The 20,864-nt window shown below is 49.7% G+C and carries 16 protein-coding genes; 7 read left to right on the top strand and 9 right to left on the bottom strand.

From position 1 onward, the window contains the following. Positions 1-12: 12 nt before the first annotated feature. The gene (locus LKK83_RS22590; RefSeq protein WP_324633632.1) at positions 13-492 is read right to left on the bottom strand and encodes a Tic20 family protein; all 480 of its coding nucleotides are present in this window, start codon (positions 490-492) and stop codon (positions 13-15) included. Between the two features lie 516 nt (positions 493-1,008). Between LKK83_RS22590 and LKK83_RS22585 the strand changes: the two genes are divergently transcribed. Beyond that, positions 1,009-1,431 (top strand): hypothetical protein, encoded by a 423-nt coding sequence (locus LKK83_RS22585; protein WP_324633631.1) that lies wholly within the window; start codon positions 1,009-1,011, stop codon positions 1,429-1,431. A gap of 22 nt (positions 1,432-1,453) precedes the next feature. Here LKK83_RS22585 and LKK83_RS22580 read toward each other — a convergent pair whose 3' ends face one another. From LKK83_RS22580 to LKK83_RS22570, 3 genes are all read right to left on the bottom strand, one after another. Beyond that, on the bottom strand, positions 1,454-3,577 hold the full coding sequence (locus LKK83_RS22580) for a C39 family peptidase (RefSeq protein WP_324633630.1): 2,124 nt from the start codon (positions 3,575-3,577) through the stop codon (positions 1,454-1,456). 581 nt (positions 3,578-4,158) lie between these two features. Further along, positions 4,159-4,593, bottom strand: coding sequence for a peroxiredoxin (locus tag LKK83_RS22575; RefSeq protein ID WP_324633629.1), 435 nt, complete (start codon positions 4,591-4,593; stop codon positions 4,159-4,161). A gap of 64 nt (positions 4,594-4,657) precedes the next feature. Further along, entirely contained in the window at positions 4,658-5,098 is a 441-nt protein-coding gene (locus tag LKK83_RS22570) for a peroxiredoxin (RefSeq protein ID WP_324633627.1), read from the bottom strand. Positions 5,099-5,456: 358 nt separating this feature from the next. Here LKK83_RS22570 and LKK83_RS22565 point away from each other — a divergent pair, with 358 nt between their 5' ends. From LKK83_RS22565 to LKK83_RS22550, 4 genes are all read left to right on the top strand, one after another. Next, positions 5,457-6,224 (top strand): Uma2 family endonuclease, encoded by a 768-nt coding sequence (locus LKK83_RS22565; protein ID WP_324633625.1) that lies wholly within the window; start codon positions 5,457-5,459, stop codon positions 6,222-6,224. Between the two features lie 267 nt (positions 6,225-6,491). Next, positions 6,492-6,902 (top strand): Npun_F0494 family protein, encoded by a 411-nt coding sequence (locus tag LKK83_RS22560; RefSeq protein WP_324633624.1) that lies wholly within the window; start codon positions 6,492-6,494, stop codon positions 6,900-6,902. 114 nt (positions 6,903-7,016) lie between these two features. Then, positions 7,017-8,498 (top strand): cobyric acid synthase CobQ, encoded by a 1,482-nt coding sequence (gene cobQ, locus LKK83_RS22555; protein ID WP_324633623.1) that lies wholly within the window; start codon positions 7,017-7,019, stop codon positions 8,496-8,498. 88 nt (positions 8,499-8,586) lie between these two features. Continuing rightward, on the top strand, positions 8,587-8,826 hold the full coding sequence (locus tag LKK83_RS22550; RefSeq protein ID WP_324633621.1) for a 2Fe-2S iron-sulfur cluster-binding protein: 240 nt from the start codon (positions 8,587-8,589) through the stop codon (positions 8,824-8,826). Positions 8,827-8,939: 113 nt separating this feature from the next. On the opposite strand, the gene LKK83_RS22545 is transcribed toward LKK83_RS22550, so the two are convergent. The 4 genes from LKK83_RS22545 to LKK83_RS22530 form a co-directional block, all read right to left on the bottom strand. Further along, a complete protein-coding gene (locus LKK83_RS22545) occupies positions 8,940-9,389 on the bottom strand; it encodes an SRPBCC family protein (protein WP_324633619.1) in 450 nt (149 codons plus the stop codon). A 106-nt stretch (positions 9,390-9,495) separates the two neighbouring features. Beyond that, on the bottom strand, positions 9,496-10,968 hold the full coding sequence (gene zds, locus LKK83_RS22540) for a 9,9'-di-cis-zeta-carotene desaturase (RefSeq protein ID WP_324633618.1): 1,473 nt from the start codon (positions 10,966-10,968) through the stop codon (positions 9,496-9,498). Positions 10,969-11,413: 445 nt separating this feature from the next. After that, positions 11,414-11,938, bottom strand: coding sequence for a peptidoglycan-binding domain-containing protein (locus tag LKK83_RS22535; RefSeq protein ID WP_324633617.1), 525 nt, complete (start codon positions 11,936-11,938; stop codon positions 11,414-11,416). Positions 11,939-12,375: 437 nt separating this feature from the next. Continuing rightward, positions 12,376-13,467 carry a hypothetical protein gene (locus LKK83_RS22530; protein WP_324633615.1) on the bottom strand — a complete coding sequence of 364 codons (1,092 nt, stop codon included), beginning with the start codon at positions 13,465-13,467 and terminating at the stop codon, positions 12,376-12,378. 719 nt (positions 13,468-14,186) lie between these two features. Between LKK83_RS22530 and LKK83_RS22525 the strand changes: the two genes are divergently transcribed. Together LKK83_RS22525 and LKK83_RS22520 are read left to right on the top strand one after the other, a co-directional pair. Then, positions 14,187-15,692, top strand: coding sequence for a hybrid sensor histidine kinase/response regulator (locus LKK83_RS22525; RefSeq protein WP_324633613.1), 1,506 nt, complete (start codon positions 14,187-14,189; stop codon positions 15,690-15,692). 641 nt (positions 15,693-16,333) lie between these two features. Beyond that, entirely contained in the window at positions 16,334-18,643 is a 2,310-nt protein-coding gene (locus tag LKK83_RS22520) for a hybrid sensor histidine kinase/response regulator (RefSeq protein WP_324633612.1), read from the top strand. 55 nt (positions 18,644-18,698) lie between these two features. Here LKK83_RS22520 and LKK83_RS22515 read toward each other — a convergent pair whose 3' ends face one another. Next, the gene (locus LKK83_RS22515; RefSeq protein ID WP_324633611.1) at positions 18,699-20,567 is read right to left on the bottom strand and encodes a DUF3685 domain-containing protein; all 1,869 of its coding nucleotides are present in this window, start codon (positions 20,565-20,567) and stop codon (positions 18,699-18,701) included. Positions 20,568-20,864: the final 297 nt, after the last annotated feature.

The raw sequence follows: 20,864 nt of genomic DNA, 5'->3' as shown, positions 1-20,864 counted from the left end.
CGCTGCTGGTGGTTAGCGCACCTGCATGTGAACCGCATCGGAAATGGTGGGAATCTCCGCATAACGCCCCATCACCGACTGCACCACGGAATAAATCACCGCCGCTAAGGTTCCCAAAAACAGCATGTTATAAAGGGTCTCTCCTACTAAGGACACTTGAACCCCTTTAGTTAACAAATTCACCACCAAACCCGAGACGATTAATATAATGTCTAACAAGATGGCCTGCATGGTATTAAACCGGATAAAGTGACTGATGTTCTCGTTTCTGACTACCGCAAACAACAGCACGAAAAAGATAATCAGTCCGCCAAATGGTCCGAGTACGCTATAAAGCTGTAGCACCGGCAATAGGGGAACTAACATCAGTTGCAATATCGGAAACTGTTGAAACAGAAATCGGCCAAATTGCAGGGCTGCAATTAATGGCAGCAGGTACGGTAAGCAGGCAAAAATCCGATCGGCAACACTGGTGGAACCTCGCCAAGTCATAATTTTTCTCTCCTGAGTCAGCATTGAATGGCTTCTAAGCTCAGGATAGCGCAGTTGCCCTCTCGAACTACACTGCCCCCTACAGGGCACTCGATCGGATCCGAAACCGATCGCCGATTTTCCCAGATGCGCCAGTCTATTACCACAAATCACCAAATTTGTCAACCCTTAAGCCCAAAAAAATGGCAGGGCGATCGCCACGCCATTCCACTGATAAGCAATTGTTAATCGGTAATTCTAAATTGTCAACATTACTTTTGTCCGGAATCCCTGACCCCCGGTTTTATAAAGTTTTGTTAAAGTTCTGGTCGCGCGCCGTAAAACAGGCGATCGGGTTGCGAACAATAAAGTAATCCGCACAAACCACTCTCCCTCAACTCCCGTGAGGAGTCACCCTCACCCACAACGACTGCAAGGGCTGATGGGGTGCAGGGAACATCACCGCCAAGAAACAACCGCCAATGGCAAGATTCACAGCACAGAACACTTGACCCCCCGATTAACCCCAGGAGCATAATGAAAATTTTAACTGAACCCAAAACTAACTCGCACAAAAAGTCAGATATCGACCCAAAGTTACCCCTTCAATCCTCAATCGTGCAATCTATTTTCACCTGTAGCAAACTTGGGGCAGAAAGTGCAGCCCATGCGCTCAATTTCCAGATACCCGACCTCAAACCGCACGAAGGTAATTTGTTCCGGCTTGCAGTTCCCCACATAGAGGATCGCGAAGCCCTGAAAAAATTCATTATGAGCAAATTTCCCATCAAACCCGACCCCAAAACCGGCGAATTGCGATATAAAACCATGACCCTGTATAGCGATTCCAAAATAGCCAGCACCATCGACCTCAAATCCGAGTCCTTCATCAAAGAAAAAATAGCCCACTTGCGCGGGCTAAATTTACAGATAGAGAACCATCCGTCATCTGAAGATTAATTCATCCCCAGGACAAGGCAATTTACGGCTGGATGGTATGAATCCAAATATTGCCATTCGGACCGCAAACGCGATCCATATAACTGTAGGGATAAAGCAACTTCCGACCTTCGGTATAGCTGTAACCGGTGAGGGCATCTCCCCAAGGATCTTGCACGATAAAGCCTTGTCGATTGTAACCGATAATCGTCACAATATGTCCGGTGGCGGTGAAGTAGCCGGCAATCACCACCGGACGACGATTAATCAGTTCGTTTTTGACATCAGACCAATGACTGGTAGTGATAAATCGATGTTTGAAGTCATACTCGCGAATCATCGCCGAGAGGACGCTGTGATTCGTTTGCGACCCGACGCCGCCGTAGTTAATGCACCATTGCAACAGTTCGTCTTCTAACTGACCGCCCGATCGCGATCGCACCCCATAGTAATAAAAGACCATTGCGATCGAAGTCACGTTACAGGTAGACCAACTGTAACGCGGATTATCCCGCTGCGAAAAATAAGGCACATTCAATTCGATTTGGTTGGGAACCGGATCGAAACTCCGACCGCCGCGCTGCATTTTAATATGGTTGGGGAACAAATATCCCGTATTCCCAAACTTGGGAAACTCTTCCGTAAGTGCGGCTTTGATATGGTTATCTTCGATCGCGTAACTCGCCACACCATACACCCGACCTAAAGGCAAAGTTACTTTTTCCGTCCCCTTCAAGTCCGATGCACTGACAGGTTTTTTCTTAAACACCGTGGTTTCGCGAATCGTCGCGGTTAAAGCATCCGGGTCATAGGGAATCACATCCCCATCTTTTTTGATTTGAACGTGTTGCCAATACAGATAACCCACATTACCAAATCCGGGAATCGATTCGCTTAACGTTACCCGAAAATGTCCCGCCGTGCAAGCATAACCGGTAACGCCCAAAGTTTTGCCCAGGGGTAACTCGGCTTTTAAATTATCGGTCAGCGTGGAAGAATCCACCGGTTTGGCTTTAATTAATGTAGTTTTGGTGACAAGCAATTGGGCACCGACTTGAGCAGTAGGCACATCTTCTAGCTCGAAATTGAAGACTTTGTTACCTTTGCTGAGGGTGACATGCCCTTCATAAAAATAGCCAAAATCACCGAGTCCGGGAATCTCTGATTCTAAACTAACTTTTAAGTGACCGTCGAGGAATCCATATCGATTCACCTGATAGGTGGTTCCTGCTTTCACCAAAGTTTTTTGGCCGGATTCGAGACTGGACGAATCGAGGGGGGCGACTTTAAACAAGGTATCGCGATCGATGGTTAAGCGCAAGGATTCGCCCACCGTGAGCGGATCGGTACTGACGGTAATGTAAATCACTTCAGACCCGATAGTTTGCCCGTTTTTGTCAGTTCCTCGCAACCGCAACCAGCGAATTCCTTCCCCGCTAAACCCGTTTTTCATGTCGATTTTCCAAGTGCCTGTGGCGGAATCGACTTGGACAGGTAAGGGATATTTATCCTCCGCAACCACGCTGACGGTGGCAATTTTCTCGGGATTGTAGGTGCCTTTTAGGGTTGTGGGTTGCTTGACCAATACTTCTTTTGGTCCGAGGTAAGATAAGCCAAAAGCGGTATTGATGGGTGTGGTTCCGCGATTGAGTTGCACAAAATCGGGAAACAGATAACCGGTATTGCCAAAGTTTGGTAGGTTTTCGGTTAAAGCGACTTTCAGATGCCCCGCTTCCATTGCATAGCTGGAAATCCCATAGATAGTACCGGCATTCAGGGTGAATCGTTCTTCCGGTTTGAGTTTGGTGGAGTTAATGGGTCTTTTTTTGAAGGGGGTGGTGTTGAGAATGGTGAGGTTGAGGGCGTAAGGATCGTAGGAGATTAATTCGCCATCTTTTTTGAGTTGAACGTGTCGGTGGTAGAGATATCCGGTGTTGCCAAAGCCGGGGATTTCTTGGGCTAAGGTGACGCGAAAATGATTGGCAACGCATGCATAACCGGTAATTAGAAAGGTTTCTCCTTTCTGGATTTCGGCTTGTTGTTGCGCGGTCAATTGGGAGGAGTTTTCGGGTTTGAGTTTGATTTTGGTGGTTTCGGCGATCCACAGTTGGCCAAAACCGCGCGGCGGATCGGTGAAGTTGGGGGTGTTGAAGGTTAGTTGTTGCATTGTTGTGTTGTGACAAGTTAGAATAGTTTTCTGGATCGGAATTAGCCCAATTCACGTTAGGCGCGATCGCCTACAGATGCAGGCAAAGGATTTTTCCTTCTGCCATAACAGTCAGATACTTGACATGGCCGATATCATCCGGAATAATTGAGGCGATCGCCCTCGGGTTGTGTCACCTTTTAAAGTGGCGCATGGGGGAAACATGACCTGGATTGCCAATCCGTTTTTTTCCGTCCCCTGGGTTAACATATACCCCCCATTCTCCCTATTATCATCTCGGGATTATCCTGTGCGCCTGGTAAGAAACGGGCAATCTCCTGCAACGACTCTGATTCTTGTTGAAACGGGGTATAATCCTCAAGCGGTTTTAAATTAGCCCGCGTAGAAGCAGCTCTGTCCGTATTTATTTTTTACCCTTCTAGGGTGCTTTGTTCAACTCAGATAAATTTATACCCAAAAAAAACCCGTACTGAAACCAGTACGGGTTGACGAGAGTGTATGGGTTTTCGTGAAGCTAATTCGCACATCGGAGGGAATGTTTGGAGAAATTATTCACCGCCGATAGTGCAGATTAAAACAAGTTAGCTCATTGCCTGCAAAATGTCTTTCGCGTGGGAGCTAGTATCGACTTTATCGTAAACGCGCGCAATTTTTCCTTCGCTGTCGATAATATAGGTGACGCGCTTAGAATAGCCGCCGCCATCTGCATCATAAGCTTGAGTAATCGAACCATCCACATCGGCTAAGAGTTTGAAAGGCAAACCGTATTTTTCGGCGAACATTTTATGGGAGGCTTCATCGTCGCGGCTAACCCCAAGTACCACCATTTCTTTGTCTTGATACTCGGAATAGGCATCCCGAAATCCTTGGGCTTCCTTCGTGCAACCCGGAGTGTCGTCTTTGGGGTAAAAATACAAGACGACGGTTTTGCCCCGAAAGTCTGACAGTTTAACGGTTTCGCCGTTGGTGTCTTTGGTGGTAAAATCGGGAGCCATTGTGCCCTGAGCTAGTGTCATAGATGCGCTTTCCTCATCAATTTTAATGCTCGATAACAAATCTTAACAGATTCGGAACGGCTTTTCAGCGTAATGTGGCTAAAATATCCGCGCCGTGGGTTGCAGTATTGAGATTTTCCCCTTCATAAACTTGGGCAATTCTGCCCAGAGAGTCGATGACATAGGTGACTCGCTTTGCTTTGTCTCCCTTTTGCACGTTGTAAGCCTTCGCGATGGATCCATCCACGTCGGCTAACAACGGAAATGGCAAATTGTGTTTGCGGGTAAAGTTTTGGTGAGAGACTTCATCATCTCGACTCACGCCGAGAATGGCGATATTTTGATTTTGGAATTGGCGGTAGGAGTCGCGGAAGCTACAGGCTTCTTTGGTACAGCCTGAGGTATCGTCTTTTGGGTAAAAGTACAACACGAGGGTTTTGCCGGGAAAGTCCGAGAGTTTCACGATATTGCCGTGGGTGTCTCTGGCGGTAAATGCTGGGGCAGCAGTGCCAACAGGTAAGGTCATAACTGCAACATTTTTATCAATTAGCCTGCAAAAATCTTACCAGGTTGGCGAGCTGTGTGCCAATGCTTCTCGTGGCGCGTTACCGTGAGTTATTTTATCCCATCCATCAAAAATTATTATACACCCGCCCTCTCCCCACGGGAGTTCCCCTCGGGGGTTCCCTGGGAAGCAACTCCCGGTTTATGTACTCATTCCCCTGGATTTGTTTCGCTTCTCTCTAGGCAAATTACGCTCGCCAAACTGCTGACTCCCTAGGGCGCGCATCGGCTTTGAACTCTGCCTATATCGGGGCGAAATCCTCTTGTCAATTGAGGGAATAAATTCTACAATTAAATCAGTGCAGCTTTATAAAAATACCATGACTGCCATTTCACCCAATCCCGAAAAAACTGAAGTTTATTATCCCAGTTCGGACGGAAAACCATTGGCGGAAACTTACGACCATCTCTATGCAATCCTGACGACCCTAGAAGTTCTCAAACAACATTTATCCGGTTGTCGGGTCACGGTGTTAGCCGACCAGTTTCTTTACTACAATGAGGGCTTTCCCCGGATGCGGGTTGCCCCGGATGTGATGGTCATTTTTGACGTGGAACCGGGGGGACGAGATAATTACAAAATCTGGGAAGAAGGTCAGGTGCCGAAAGTGATTTTTGAAATGACCTCAAAATCCACTCAAGGGGAAGACCTGGCGTTTAAGAAAACGCTCTACGAACAATTGGAGGTGCAGGAATATTGGTTATTTGACCCGAAAGGGGAGTGGATATCGGAACAGTTACGGGGATATCAACTGCTGGAAGGGCGTTATTTCCCGATTTTCGATAGTCGGAGCAATGTTTTGCAACTGCGGTTGGCGATTGAGGGAAAATTAATTGGCTTTTATCGGGAGGATACTGGTGAAAAGTTGTTGATTCCCGATGAATTGGCGAGTGCAGTGCGACAGAAAACCCAGGAAGTGCTGGAGGCGCAGGAACTTGCCGAACGAGAACGCACTCGCGCTCAGGAGGCAGAAGCTCGCGCCGAACGAGAACGCACTCGCGCTCAGGAGGCAGAAGATCGCGCCGAACAGATGGAGGCGATGTTGCGACAGTATCGCGATCGCTTCGGCGATTTGCCTTCCGAATAGTTGCTAAGGCGGCGATCGCGGATTGACGATCGCAATGGTCATCCTGCCACCCTGTTTTATTACCACATTTCCTTTCATTTGTCAAGCCCCGATAAAAAATTGGCCGCAAAATTCGCATCCCAGAGTGACAACCCGATGGAAATCCAGACCGACTTGAGGATAAAATCGAATCCAGATTAAAATAAAAACCACTCATTCAGTGGCGAAAAGCCCGGATTTTGCGGCGGAGTTCATCGAAGCGAAAAACGATAAAAGCGAACATTTTTTATGAAAACAATTCACCCCCCCGAAACCCACTCGATTCAATATCCCCAGGGCACCATCCAACGGGCAGAACGGGCGATGCGCTGTGCCCCCTTTCATCTGCGGTTATTTGCCACCATGCGGGGTCAAAGCGTGCCCATCCACGCGATCGCAGGCAAATCCGGGCGCGAGAAGCACTACAGGCGATCGCCCCTCACCGAACTCGCCGCCGAAACCGAACTCATCTGGCTGATTCAAGTGGGATTGCTGCGACGGGAAGTAGACGGGCAAGGGATAACCGATAGTTTTCGCCTCACGCCGTTGGGGCGTAAGATTGTGGAAAAATGGGAAAACGCCGGGGGCGAAATTCCCGCACCTACACTTGGCGATCGCCTTTATAACTTCTTAAATCGCCGATTAAAACTGCCCGTTTAACCCCCAAACCACACCGCAAAAAAAAGCAGGAGGTTCCCAACCCATCAACACTGGAAGAAAGCGCGCTTCCCAACTTTCCATTGTCAAACCTAAAGTCATCTTTATAAACCTCAAATGAAAGCCATAATGGTTGTGGGCACCACATCCCACGCCGGAAAATCTTTAATCGCCACTGCGATTTGTCGCATTCTGTCCCGGCGAGGCGTGCGTGTAGCTCCCTTTAAAGGACAAAACATGGCATTAAATGCCTACGTAACTGCCAGTGGCGGCGAAATTGGTTACGCTCAAGCGGTACAAGCGTGGGCGGCGGGTATTCTTCCAGAAGTGGAAATGAACCCTATATTGCTCAAACCCCAAGGGGACATGACCTCCCAAGTGATTTTGAAAGGGAAACCCGAAGGGAAAGTTAACGCCCAAGAATATTACAAAAAATTTTTTGATATCGGGTGGCAAACTATCACCGAATGCTTGGAGAGTTTAAAGGCAGAATTCGATGCGATCGTCTGTGAAGGGGCCGGGAGTCCCGCCGAAATTAACCTCAAGCATCGCGATTTGACTAACATGCGAATCGCCAAATACCTTCGTGCTCCTACCCTGCTGGTGGTGGATATCGATCGCGGTGGGGCGTTTGCTCATGTGGTGGGCACCTTGGAATTGCTCGATCCGGAAGAACGCTCCTTAATTCGCGGCATTGCAATCAACAAATTTCGCGGACAGCGATCGCTGCTCGACTCTGGCATTACCTGGCTAGAAGAATACACCGGCATTCCCGTAGTCGGCGTCATTCCCTGGGTAGAAGATGCATTTCCCGCCGAAGATTCCCTCAGCTTATTAGAGCGGCGATCGCGCAAAACCGACAGCGAACTCACCATCGCCGTCATTCGCTTACCCAGAATTTCTAACTTTACCGATTTCGACCCCCTCGAAGCCGAAGCCAGCGTTACGGTAAAATATATTAATCCCAAACAATCTTTAGGCTACCCCGATGCCGTGATTATTCCCGGTTCTAAAACCACGATCGCCGATTTGCTCGTCCTCAAACAAAGCGGCATGGAAGAAGAACTGCAAAACTACGTCACCGCCGGCGGTACCATTTTAGGCATTTGCGGTGGCTTTCAAATGCTTGGCGAAGCGATCGCCGATCCAGAAGGCATAGAAGGCAAAGCAGGACGCTACGAAGGCTTAAATTTATTGCCCATCAAAACCCTAATTACCGGCAATAAAATTTCCCGCCAACGAGTGGTGACATCCAATTATCCCACCCCCGGTTTGCCCGTGTATGGCTATGAAATTCATCAGGGGCGCTCTCAAGGGCGGGAGAGACATCCACGGGAATCCCTTCCCAACACTAAACCCTTGTTTGAAGATGCTAACTTGGGAATGGTGGATGAATATCAATCCGTGTGGGGCTGTTACCTTCACGGCATCTTTGATAACGGCCCTTGGCGACGTGCCTGGTTAAATCGTCTGCGAAATCAACGGGGTTTGCAGGCCCTCCCCACCGGCATCGCCAACTATCGCGAACAACGCGACGCCATGCTCGATTCTATTGCGAATGTAGTGGAAGAATATGTGGATTTAAAACCGTTTTTATGAGGGTTTATCGTCATCGAGCACCCTGCTTGATGATTCCCTCAATATCTCCTAAAATTGCCAAGTACAACCGACACCAAACCCAACAACGATGAGCGTACAAATTCTATTTTTGCCCGATGAAGTGACCGTAGAAGCTGAAGTCGGCGAACCGTTGCTCCAAGTGGCAAAACGCGCCGGCGTCACGATTCCCACCGGCTGTTTGATGGGGTCTTGTCATGCATGCGAAGTCGAAATTGACGGCGAAGAAACAATTTGCTCTTGCATTAGCGGCGTACCCGCCGGAAAAGAGCAAATTTCAGTTAATATCTATGTAGACCCGACATGGTAAAAAAATCAGCCTTTGTCGTTTGTCATTGGTCGTTTGTCATTGGTCATTGGTGGTTTTTCATTGGTCATTGACCAATGACTATTGAGTATTGACCAATGACTAATGATGAGATATTATTCTGGGGAATAGGAAGCGATCGCATATTGTCGGAATCGCTCTAAATCGGCTTGAATAGTTGATTCCACAATCCGCCCCAAAAACAAATTATCCATAATTTTGCCCAAAACGCCGGGAATGGCATAGGCGATGGTAAGCTTAACGATACTGCCTTTTTCGTGGCGATCGTAGAAGCGAACCGCCCCTTTGTTGGGTAAGCCATCCACAGATTCCCACTGAATAATTTGGTGGGGAATGAGATTTAAAATGCGCGAAAGCCAGCTAAACTCAAATCCCCCCGAGGCGAGTTTCCAGCGGGATAAATCCGGATTGTCTTCTAAGACGTGAACCGATTCGATCCACTTCATCCAGCAGGGCATTTGTTCTAAATCCGACCAGAGATTCCACACATGGTCGATGGGGGTATTAACTTCAACCAACACGCTATGTTCTAACCAATCTGTCATATTATTATTCGGAATTTTTCAACCTTGAGATTTGAGGTCAGAGTCGGGAGGGCGATCGCCCCGCCGACCCTGGAAATTGCCGAAGCATCGATCGCGCAACCCTGGATTAACCGAGGGCGATCGCCTGGGGAGTATCCGCCAGAGTTGCGGCATACTCTAAAATAGCAGTAGCGGCTTGACGCCCGGAAAGCGTTGCTCCTTCCATGCTGTCGATATAATCTTGTTGAGTGTAACTACCGGCGAGGAAGAAATTAGCCACCGGGGTTTTTTGCCCTGGACGATAGGGATCCATGCCCGGGGCTTCGCGATAAAGAGACTGGGCCAATTTCACCACACTGTACCAGGTCATATTCAGGTCGCGCGCCGAGGGGAATAACGCGCGCACTTGTTCCAAAACATGGTGGGCGATCGCTTCATTGCTTTGCTTAACAAACGGGTCTCCCGGCGTCAGCACCAACTGCATCAAAGACCCCTCCCCTTGCCGATAGTAATCCCCCGGCGAGGTTAAAGCCAAATCGGCAAAACAAGAAAAATCCGCATCCGGGGTATAAAGGAGATTATCCAGACCGGCAGCGGTTTGCAATTGGCGGCGCTTTTCAGCATCGTGCAATTCCGTCACCCAGCCATCAAAGCGCAGTTGCACCGTGGCCACGGGAACCGTATCGAGTTGGTAGATATTATCAAATTCCGGCCATTTGCGCCACGCTGGGGGCAGCACTTTTTTAATGCCAGGGACATCACAAGCAAACAGGTATGCATCGGCGGTGATGGTTTCTTCGCGATCGCCTTGGGCCACCACAATCCCATTAACGCGGGTTTCGCCGTTGTTTTCGTCAAACAGAATTTGCCGCACTCGGCGTCGGGTGTGAATTTTGGTGCCCCGCGCTTGGAGATAGTTGACGATCGGTTGGTGGAGGTAGGTATCCGGGGAACCTTCCAGCATCCGCAGCACTGACGCTTCGGTTTTAGCGGCAAAAAATTGAAAAATCGTCAACATGCAGCGGGCGGAAATTTGCTCGGTATCGATGAAACCGAGGGCATAGGCGATCGGGTTCCACATTTGTTTCAGGGATCCCTCGCTACCGCCATGCTGGCGAAACCAGTCGGCAAAACTGATGCGATCGAGGGCGCGAATGGTGTTCATTGCGCCGTCGAAGTCTACCAAACCGCGAATCAGCGGACTGGTACCCAGGGCGATCGCGTTTCTCAGCTTATCGATTGCCGAAAGTTGAGAGGTGGTGAAAAAGGCTTTTAAGCCATTGAATGGCGCACCGGTGATAAAGCGAAAATCTAATTCCCCGGTAGTGCCCCCTTCGTTGACAAAGGTGTGGGTATGTTCTTTGAGGCGCAAGTTTTCGAATGCGCCGACTTTTTTCATTACCTCGAACAGGTTGTAATAACAGCCGAAGAACACGTGCAATCCCATTTCCACGTGATTGCCTTCGGCGTCAACCCAACTGCCGACTTTACCGCCGACAAAGGAACGAGACTCGAAGATTTCCACTTCGTGTCCCGCATCTGCTAGTTCAATGGCGGAGGCCATTCCAGCCAATCCCGCACCTGCGATCGCAACCCGCATTCTGCCTTATCCTTGTAAATTTCTTTACATATTTTAATATCAGAGGCCACCAAATTCCATCCTTTTCACCGGGTTTCCTTCGGATTTCTCATTCCCCGAGGAGTCTGGAAAGCGACACCCCCCGACGGATCCTTCCCGCCAGGGGGCTAAATCATTGGCGCTGGTTTTCGAGAAAAAGCCCCGGGGTCAGGGTAGGGCGTCGATCCGGAACGGCCCAACCATGACCAGGGCGATGTTTTAATTGACAATTGTCCAAACGCGATCGCCAACAATGCAGAATCGGTTTCCTCTCCCTGGGGCGAAAGCCTTTTTTATCCGAAAGCATGACCCCCAATTTTTGTGGGTCAACGGCGCAATGCAGGGTGCGGAGTTAGTGACACCGCCGCCTTGATTATATAGCGGGTTGGCTTTTTTTTAGCACATTGTTTTGCTTGCTTTTTGCGCTTTAGGATGAAAAATTCGGCTCGATAAATTTATTATTGGCGCGCACGAATTGGGCGGCTCCTCGGTTATTAATCACTAACCAGGGTTTGCCGGTGTTATCGTATTGTATGGGATTGGTATAGTCGGGTTGGACTCCCAGCACGATTCTTTCGGGGAAGGAACTCTCTACGGGAAACTCAAACCCCGGGCCACTGCGGGCATTCACGCCCCCGTTGGCAACGACTAACCAGTCGAGCCAGTTGGTGTCTGGGATGAAGTCGCCGGCGGGGTTGACTTTCGGGGGGGAGGTGGTGGCTTCCCGGTCTGGGGGAGTGATTTCGGCAACGGCTCGATCGAGAACAGCCCCCGTATTCGGTCCGACGATACCATCTACGCTCAGTCCTTTTTCTTCTTGAAAGGCTTTCACCAGTTCTTCGGTGCGCTCGTCGAATTCCCCGTTTATACGGCCAATACTATAGGCGAGTTTTTCTAGTTTTTCTTGCAATTGCTGGACTTCTATACCGCGATCGCCACGTTGTAAAGCCATGTTGTTCTCCTCAAGTCATCTTCAGCCAATGGTCTTTCCTATTGTACGATGCTGTGGGTTGATGCCAGGGATCTGCCAGGGGCGATCGCGGTTCTCTCCCCCGCCCTCTTCTTCTCCCTGGGGATTGACACCGGGAATTACTATTCATTTAATTTGCATATTTTCTTAATTTATTTTCTCAAATTCAGGCCACGGTACTTACGGTATTTATCGGCTCTATCCCTGTTGTCGCTTGTCAATTCCCTAAAATCTACAACAAAAGATAGGCTATCTCTCGACGGCTTGGGGTTAAGGAAGACCCCCGCCCGGTTGTCAAAATGCTAAACTATGCAATTTAAACGTTTAACACCGGAAAGTCCGCCTGCCGGGTGGCTAAGGCTAGCCCGCCGATGTCTTTTGCACTCGCGCCGGTTTCGGTGTAAGCAGGGTGTCTGTGGTTAGCCCACCACCCAGTTTCCCAGGGATTCGATGGATTCAAAAGCGAAAGAATCGCATTTGGATTGTGGCTCGAATACCGCCGGGGAGAACATTTCCCACATCGCCTGTAGGTAGGGGACGAACAAAGCGCATTCTTCGTCACTGAGGCGATCGCGCAATTGCTGTCCTAACAAATTCAGCATTTGTCGCACTAAATCCCACTTGACCCCCAAGTGCGGATAAAGCATAACGCACAAGGGAAATAACTCCTGTTGCACCGGGGCAATGCTGTTTTCCAAAACGCAAACCCACAAATACACCAAGAACATTTCCACATCCCGCAGGCTGGAATTTTTCACCTGCGGATCTTCCAAAGAACCGCTGGCGCTGCGATATTTGGGATATAATTCAATGGCGCGATCGCACACCTGCTGCGCGATGTCTCGACTAGCGAGCAAAAGCTGCTGTACCGCCCCCAAGGCCACAGAATCTAACTCCGTTTCGCCGGCGGCTTCGTAAAGGCGCTGCAAAGGCATATTCAGATATTCCTGAATCACTTTAAAATAACTGCCAAGCAGCAGTTGCTCCGACTCCGGGGCTTCCTGGGTCAGCAACCGGGCGGTATAATAACAATGAAGATTGACAAAGCCGAGCGCCAACGGATCGAGGGTAATATATTCTTGGCGCAGTTTGCCCAGTTGCGGGCCTAGGGTTCCTGCCACTTGCTGCGGGCTTTGCCCCTCTGCATACATTTGCAAGACCTTTTCGTACATTTGATGAGCTTTCGCGGCAATTTCCCAGGAATTGAGAACCGGGGCATCCATCCCCTGTTGCTGCAAGGGTTCGGCTAAGACAATTTCCGTCTGCGACCAGGCGCGGGCAATGGTTAGACGCAGACATTGCCGCAGGTTATAGGCGATCGCCCCTCGCTGGCGCAGGGGATCCATTTCGCTCTCTTCATCAGCAGGATTTTTTGTGGCCTGCGATCGCGCTTGGATGTTTTTCAGATAGCGCTTGGCCCACTGCTGAGAAAATGAGGCAACGGAGGAATCTCCCTTGTCGGCGTGCAAGCGGATATAGCGGGCATAACGAGGCTTGATTTCTTCTAGCATGGCGTTTTGACTCCCCTGGCGAGTAGGCTGCGAGTTCCAGCTCCTCTTATTAAAATGTGTTAAGGTATGTTATGAGTTTATCACCATCCCTGCGGCCTTGTCATTAGATTTTCGGATTGGCTTTCCGGGTTTTTCCTTATCCTTCTTCCTGCCTCTGCGCGATGCCCCTTGGTGTGAGAGCTTGGCAGGGCATCTGTCTTGGGGGCTTGCCACTTTCCCACTCCAGGCGGCTGGGCATGTCCATTTACTAGGATTTAGCTTTCCGAATCGGTCAGTATTTATCAGTAAATTTAGTCAAAAATTGGCTTAAATTTACATGAATTTACGTTTTTTCAACCCATAAATGACAAGTTTGCAAAAAATATCCACAATATTTATACTTTACCTAACTCTCAAAAAAATCCCTTTAATTTACCACTGCATGCGGGAATTCATACCGACTTGCCCGCCCGGTTGTTCCTCGTGTATTTCTCTGTTATCCACGAGGAACCATCCCAGGTCAAGTGGCAGTACAACCTTGTCTCTCTCCGAAGAAATCCTCGCATAAGTGAGTCTATCGCTGGCAACCCCTATCTACAGCAACCGGAAGGAAAATTAACCCCTGCCCAGGAGTTAATCTTTTATAAAACCGAGTGAATTCGCCACTCACTAGGAGTGAATTGCTTTATTATAGAAAAATGCATTTCCATCAAATTAGAACAAACACTCAGGGGACGGGCATGACCAGAGGAAAAATCTTAGTGGTGGAGGATGAACTCTTGATGGCAGAGTTGATTGCTCTCCAACTGGAAGACTTAGGCTATACGATCGCAGGGGCGGTGGCGACTGGGGAAGAGGCGATCGCGAAAACTGGCGAAACCCAGCCGGACTTAGTGTTAATGGATATCATCTTACCGGGCAACATTGATGGCATCGCCGCCGCGAGGGAAATTGGCGATCGCTTCGAGACCCCGGTGGTTTTTATTACCGGTTCTGACGATCTATCCACCTTCGAACGGGCTAAAAATGCATCGCTTTATGGTTATTTAATCAAACCTTTTACCGAGAAAAATTTGCGAGTGGCGATTGAAGTTGCTTTAGCGCAACACCAGCGAGAACGGGCGTTAAAACAAAATCAACCCCCCTACGGATTGTGGTTGCGATCGATCGGGGATGGGGTGATAGCAACCGATCGCCAAGGGTCAGTGGTATTTATGAACCCCGCCGCTGAAGCGATGACTGGATGGACCTTAGCAGAAGCAAGAGGGCAAGGGTTTGGCAATATTGTGCCCCTGGTGAATCAAATCACCGCAACCCCAATAGAAAACCCAGTCGGGCAAGTGATGCGCGAGGGCAATATCGTTTACTTAGAAGAGAATACCGCATTAGTGGCCAGAAACGGCGATCGAATTGCGATTGGCGACAGTGCCAGTCCTATCTATCACGAAACCGGCGAAATTAACGGGGCAGTTTTAGTATTCTGGAAACTTCGCAAGCAGCCAGATGCAGAAATTGTAGACATTCAACTGCAACGAGAACGAGAACTCAACCAGCTCAGAAGGCAATGTTTGTCCATCCTCGCCCACGAGTTACGCACTCCGTTAAGCACTATTTTATCCTCCACCGGACTGCTACAACTGTACAGTGCCCAATTACCCGAAAACTCAAAAGCAGAACAACTGGTGCAAATCGAACGGGCGGTGCAGCAGATGAATCAGACCCTCGAAGCAGTGCAGGTTTTCAGTCAAACAGAGGCGGGGCGCTTGCCTTTCCACCCCGAACCGATGGACTTAGGGCAATTTTGTCAGGAACTCGTGGCTCAATTGCGCCACAGTGAAGGGAACAATCGCGAGATTGTCTTCATCCAACAGGGCGATTGTAGCGAGGCTCACCTGGATGTCACCCTGCTGGGGTTTATCTTGCGAAATCTGCTCTCCAATGCGGTGAAATATTCTCCTGTGGGCAGTGTGGTGCGCTTTGACGTGACCTGTCACCCTGCGTCAGAAATGGCCATTTTCCAAATTCAAGACCGAGGCATCGGGATTTCCTCGGAGGATGTCTCCCACCTGTTCGAGTTATTTTTCCGAGGGGAAAATGTAGGGGAAATTCCCGGCATCGGCTTGGGATTAGCGATCGTCAAGCAGTGCGTTGATTTACACCACGGCGAGATTTTATTTACTAGCGAAGTGGGACTCGGTACCACGGTGACGGTTCGCTTGCCTTTGTTTGGCTTCCGAAGGGAATAAAGGGCATTTATTGCAATGCTATTCAATTGATGGCAGAGGGCGTCGCCTATAACTTTTATGAATTCTAAGTTATCGGCTACGCCATTTATTTTTTTTGACTAAAAATGCATTTTCTATAACTCCCGACCCTGAAGGTGCCAGACTGGCGATCGCTTGCTATAAAACCGTGGCAAGGCATAGAAAAAAACTGGTTATAGAAAAAATCTATGGCTATTATTAGAATAAACCAGGAGTTCCGGGACACCCACCCCACTCTACCCCCGGTTTCCGGAAAATCACTGGGCGTTCGACAATCGGAGCGCGCGATACACTCAGGGTGGCTTCTTGAATGCCGAAAATAGAGTGTTTTGCCGGAAATTTTTCCCTCCGAGGGATGACATCAAACCCACTCATTCCTTATAATAAGAAAATACCCATCATACACGCCGGTAATGATACTTAGGAACATATACCCTGGATCTCCGAGTCCCCCCTAATTATTGTAGAGTTAGCTGACACTGAAACAGCAGATAAACTGTAGCGTAAAATACCGTTGACTGGGAACCGCTCGCGATTGTTGCCGTGGCGATCGCGGATATTAACCCAGTCTTAACCTAAGCGTTAAAAGTGGACTGTTCTGCCGTAAAATTAGAGAAGTTCCCATGCAAAAAATATTGGTCATTGAAGACGAAGCCCAAGTTTGTCGCAACATTCTCGCCCTATTAAAAGCAGAAGGATTTGAAGCCGTGAGTGCGGCTAACGGTGAAATCGGGTTGCTGTTGGCGCAAGCGAAATTGCCAGACTTGATTCTGTGCGATGTCATTCTCCCGAAGCTGGACGGATTCCAAGTGGTGGAAACTCTTAAGGCGGATCCGACAACCGCGAGAATCCCGGTGATTTTTATAACGGCAAAAAGCGATCGCGCCTCTTGGCGGCGGGGCATGACCCTCGGCGCTGAAGATTATCTGACCAAACCCTTTACCATACCAGAACTGAAACAGACGATTATGGCGCGTCTGGCAAAACAACAACTGGCGAAGCAGGAGTGGGAAACTCGCCCTCAATTACCTAAGCGCCAAAAAACTGCCACCCAAGCGGATATCCGCCAACTCGACTACGAAGAACCCTTTCGCAAAGTGTTCCAAGAAGGTCCCTTGGGCATGGCACTGGTGGATTTAAACTATCGCTTTTTTAAACTCAACCATCGCTTCTGCCAGATGCTTGGCTATAGCGAAGCAGAACTGAAACAGTTGGCCTTTCCAGATATCACTCACCCCGACGATGTGAATCTCGATTTGCAACTAATAGAACAACTCGAAAGCGGCCAAATTCCTCACTACCAAATCGAAAAACGATATCTGAAGAAAACCGGCGAAATTGTCTGGGTTCAGCTCACCGTGTCGATAATTCGCGACGCCAACCAACAGCCGCTTTATTTTTTGGGAACTATCGAGGATATTAATCTCCGCAAGCGAATGCAACGGGCGCTGCAAGAAAGCGAAAGTCGTTGCCGCGCTATTTTCAATCAAACGTTGGATTTCATGGCACTGCTGTCTCCCCAGGGAACGGTTTTGGAATGCAATCAAACCGCGTTAGAATTGGGCGGAATTCCGTTGGATTCCGTGCTCGATCGCCGGCTTTGGGAAACCCCTTGGTGGAGCGATTTGCCCGAAACTCAGAGCCAGTTGCGAAGCGCCATAGAAGCCGCCGCCCAAGGCAGTTCGATCCGCTCTGAAGTCGAGGCGATCGCGGCGCAAAATCAGCGAGTGATGCTGGAGTTTTCCATTCGACCCCTAGAGGATAATCTTGAAAATCCGGTGATGTTAATCTTCCAAGGACGAGATATTACCCAGGGCAAAATTGCCGAAGCGAAAGTGCAGCAACAACTGGCCGCGATCGAGTCGGCAAGCGAGGGGATTGCTATTCTCAACGAACACAATGAGTATATTTATGTGAATCGGGCGCAGGTGGAACTATTTGGGTATCAATCTGCCGCAGAACTGTTAGGAAAAAATTGGCGCGTGCTGTATTCAATTGCTGATAGCGATCGCATCGAACGAGAGATTTTTCCGATGCTAGTCCAAGAGGGAAAATGGCAAGGTGAAGTCACGGCAAAACGACGCAATGGCGCTACATTTGACCTGGAAATCTCTCTCAACTGGATTGATGAAGGCGCAATCGTCTGCATCTGTCGCGATATTACTAGGCGCAAACAAGCCGACTCAGAAGTGCGAACCGCCCTCGCTAAAGAGAAGGAACTCAACGAAATCAAAAATCGGTTTATTTCCATGACCTCCCACGAGTTCCGCAACCCCCTCAGTTCGATTCTGATGTCGGCGGAAATGTTAAAAATTTACGGGTATAAGTGGCCCGAAGAGAAAAAGCAAAAACATTTCAACCGGATCGAGACCTGCACCAACAAACTGACGCATTTGTTAGATGAAATCTTGTTAATCGGACGGGCGAATTCTGGCAAACTTACTTTAACTCTGGAGCGGTTCGATTTAGAGGAAGTATGCGCGCATCTGGTAGAAGAATTTGAACCCAAGGCGGCAGAAAAGAACAGTAAACTGGCATTTCGCTTCGCCGGGGAGAGGAAAGATGCGAAAATGGACGGGAAGTTACTAGAGCATATTCTGGGAAACTTGCTGTCCAATGCGATAAAATATACTCCCGAGGGGGGTGCGATCGCATTTGAAGTGGAAGTGAAACTTACTGAGTCAGAAGAGAAGGAAGCAGAAAACTGGGCGATTTTCCGCATTTCCGATAGCGGGATTGGCATTCCCCCGGAAGACCAAAAGCGATTGTTTGAAACTTTCCATCGAGCGAAGAATGTGGGGAATATTTCCGGCACCGGTCTGGGATTGGCGATCGTAAAGCAATGTGTGGATTTACATGGAGGGAAGATAAGCGTAGAGAGTGAAGTGGGGGTGGGCACCAAGTTTACGGTGCAGTTGCCATTACAAGTTTAATGGTCATGGGTCGTTGGTCATGGGTCATTGACAAATGACCCATGACCAACTCATTTTATTTTTGCTCTTCTTTTTTGTTTTTATCGAAGCGACTTTCTTGCAGGGCATTGCCGATGCCTTGGAGAATGCCGCGACCGACTAAACCGATTCCGCGACCGAGTTGAATCAGGAGATAGCGTGCGCCACTGCCTAGGGAGAGGAGCAAACCGCGCAGGCGAGGGGCGATCGCGTCGCGGGTTTCCAGGAGCAAGGTGACGAGGAGACGCCCGCCGCGAAGTTGGGATAATTCGCGATCGCGCGGGGAGTAAATGGAGAGTTCTTCAATGGTACCGCGATCGCTCAACACCAAGAGGCGATACTGACTTTCAAAAATGGCTTTTGGTTCCCGCCAGTTTTTTTCCGTGCGATATTTCCAGGACAAGTCATTGCGAAAGCGCTCGATTTCGCGAGTAGAAAGCCATTCGCGATCGAAGAAATCCTGCTTAATCACTTCCACATCGGCAAATCGATTCAGCAGGGGTTGGATGGCGGCATTGGCCAGTTGCAGGATTAAGTTTTCCAGCAAGACTGTGGCGCGCTGCATGGCTTCCGGACTCTCGGGAGGGTAAGTGCGATTATCAATTGTTAGCGGCACTCTGTATAGCAAATAGGCCAGTAAATCCAGAGTGAGGGGGATTTTGGAAAGAATTTCCCCTTGGATGACCGAAGCATCTTCGAGCAAGATAGGCACCAGCTCTAAGGGGGGGAAAGTTTGCCCCTCGGAGGCAAGCGTGTCGAAATGGAGGGAATAATATTTGCCGAAAAACTCGGCGATCGCCATTTCCCACAGATCGAGCAAGACGCGATCGCGTTTAGGTGCAAGGCGATCGGCCTGAACTTGAGAATAGCGCAGTTGACCGAGCACTTCTTCAAATTGGCGCACCACAGTATAAAGCAATTCTTGCTTTTTGTCGCGGTGCAAAATATCAATTTCCATCACCTTTCCGGTGCGGTTTAATAGAGGCGAATCGATTTTAGCTTCCGTGGCATTAAATAAGCGCGCCTGCAAATCGATAGCTTCGAGGGGGGCCTGTGCGGCGGGAAGCAATTCGCCATTGTGGACCCTAACCGGAGGGCGATCGCCGCCTCGGCGGGGGGCATCTTGTCGCGGGGAAAGGTGCCGGATCCCGGTAGTTTTCTGCTTGTCCTCCAGGTGACGGCGGATCCCCTGAAACCCACGGGGATAGAGTTTGCGCTTTCCGAGGCGCATCGACGGGGCGAAAAGTTGATTCACCATCCAACGGGCCGCGAGCAATTCCCGTTGTCGTCCTTCCAGAAAAAGGCGGTCCAACTGCGAGAGTTGCGGGTGTTGCACCGAAGCTTGCACCTGAGCCATTTCCGCTTCGATTTGCTGCACTCCCGAGCGACCTATTTCATCAAGCCAGCGGGCGATGATGCCCGGGGAACTGGGCGTAGCGGGGGGTTCCACCTCCCAATAGCTGTTGCCCGCCGCCACCGTGCGAATGGCGCGAATCAGTTCCGCACCGGCGATGCCCTTGGTGCAGTATCCTTTCACATTGGGACGATACGCCAGACGGAAGGCATCGGGGTCCGGCCAACCACTGAGCAGCAATATAGGGAGTTGGGGAGAGAGTTCTTGGAGCTGTTGAATGCAGGTGGGGGCATCTAGGGAGTCGGCATCCCCTGGACCCAAGTGCAAGTCTAAAACCACCAAGTGGATGGGAGGTTGGGGGGGAGAGGCGGCGGGAGGCTCAGCCGGGGTTTCCCGGGCGAGGGACGCAAAGGCAGTGCTGCTGTCAGTGACGCGATCGACCACTTGCAAATCGGGAAACTGTTCGCACAGGGTGGCGAGACCCAGGAGGAAAATAGGGTCTTCATCGATTAGCAGCAGTTTGTAGGAGGAATGGCTCACGGCGTTCAACATGGGAAGAATGGCAGTATGCAGGGGAACTAGACGAGAAAAGCGCCAACAATTTCTGAAGGTCTAGTTCCTATTGTCCCCCAGCAATGGTGATTGGAATGGCGATCGCGCAAAAACCCCAGAAATTTATTCAATCCCATCAATCGGTAGGGGGGCATTATTAGATTCTTGCACGTTTGGAGCCGGAGCGGGTTCGGGAGAATAGGACGCAGGCTGTTCGTAAGCCGGCGCGGGTTCTGAGTAGGAGGGGGCGGGTTCTTGGTAGGAGGGGGCTGGCTCCTGGTAGTAAGAAGCTGGCTC

The sequence above is a fragment of the Phormidium sp. CCY1219 genome (assembly GCF_035615515.1).
In the GTDB taxonomy this organism is placed as follows: Bacteria; Cyanobacteriota; Cyanobacteriia; order Cyanobacteriales; family Laspinemataceae; genus CCY1219.
The sequence above is the reverse complement of the archived record's forward strand: the minus strand, read 5'-3'. Positions and strand labels throughout refer to the sequence as shown.

What these genes read in the sequence shown, in the direction of transcription:
- LKK83_RS22580 (WP_324633630.1), bottom strand. Translation starts at nt 3,577, where the DNA reads ATGCAACAACTAACCTTCAACACCCCCAACTTCACCGATCCGCCGCGC.
- LKK83_RS22575 (WP_324633629.1), bottom strand. Translation starts at nt 4,593, where the DNA reads ATGACACTAGCTCAGGGCACAATGGCTCCCGATTTTACCACCAAAGAC.
- LKK83_RS22565 (WP_324633625.1), top strand. Translation starts at nt 5,457, where the DNA reads ATGACTGCCATTTCACCCAATCCCGAAAAAACTGAAGTTTATTATCCC.
- cobQ (WP_324633623.1), top strand. Translation starts at nt 7,017, where the DNA reads ATGAAAGCCATAATGGTTGTGGGCACCACATCCCACGCCGGAAAATCT.
- LKK83_RS22515 (WP_324633611.1), bottom strand. Translation starts at nt 20,567, where the DNA reads ATGTTGAACGCCGTGAGCCATTCCTCCTACAAACTGCTGCTAATCGAT.
- zds (WP_324633618.1), bottom strand. Translation starts at nt 10,968, where the DNA reads ATGCGGGTTGCGATCGCAGGTGCGGGATTGGCTGGAATGGCCTCCGCC.
- LKK83_RS22545 (WP_324633619.1), bottom strand. Translation starts at nt 9,389, where the DNA reads ATGACAGATTGGTTAGAACATAGCGTGTTGGTTGAAGTTAATACCCCC.
- LKK83_RS22560 (WP_324633624.1), top strand. Translation starts at nt 6,492, where the DNA reads ATGAAAACAATTCACCCCCCCGAAACCCACTCGATTCAATATCCCCAG.
- LKK83_RS22585 (WP_324633631.1), top strand. Translation starts at nt 1,009, where the DNA reads ATGAAAATTTTAACTGAACCCAAAACTAACTCGCACAAAAAGTCAGAT.
- LKK83_RS22530 (WP_324633615.1), bottom strand. Translation starts at nt 13,467, where the DNA reads ATGCTAGAAGAAATCAAGCCTCGTTATGCCCGCTATATCCGCTTGCAC.
- LKK83_RS22520 (WP_324633612.1), top strand. Translation starts at nt 16,334, where the DNA reads ATGCAAAAAATATTGGTCATTGAAGACGAAGCCCAAGTTTGTCGCAAC.
- LKK83_RS22535 (WP_324633617.1), bottom strand. Translation starts at nt 11,938, where the DNA reads ATGGCTTTACAACGTGGCGATCGCGGTATAGAAGTCCAGCAATTGCAA.
- LKK83_RS22570 (WP_324633627.1), bottom strand. Translation starts at nt 5,098, where the DNA reads ATGACCTTACCTGTTGGCACTGCTGCCCCAGCATTTACCGCCAGAGAC.
- LKK83_RS22525 (WP_324633613.1), top strand. Translation starts at nt 14,187, where the DNA reads ATGACCAGAGGAAAAATCTTAGTGGTGGAGGATGAACTCTTGATGGCA.
- LKK83_RS22550 (WP_324633621.1), top strand. Translation starts at nt 8,587, where the DNA reads ATGAGCGTACAAATTCTATTTTTGCCCGATGAAGTGACCGTAGAAGCT.
- LKK83_RS22590 (WP_324633632.1), bottom strand. Translation starts at nt 492, where the DNA reads ATGACTTGGCGAGGTTCCACCAGTGTTGCCGATCGGATTTTTGCCTGC.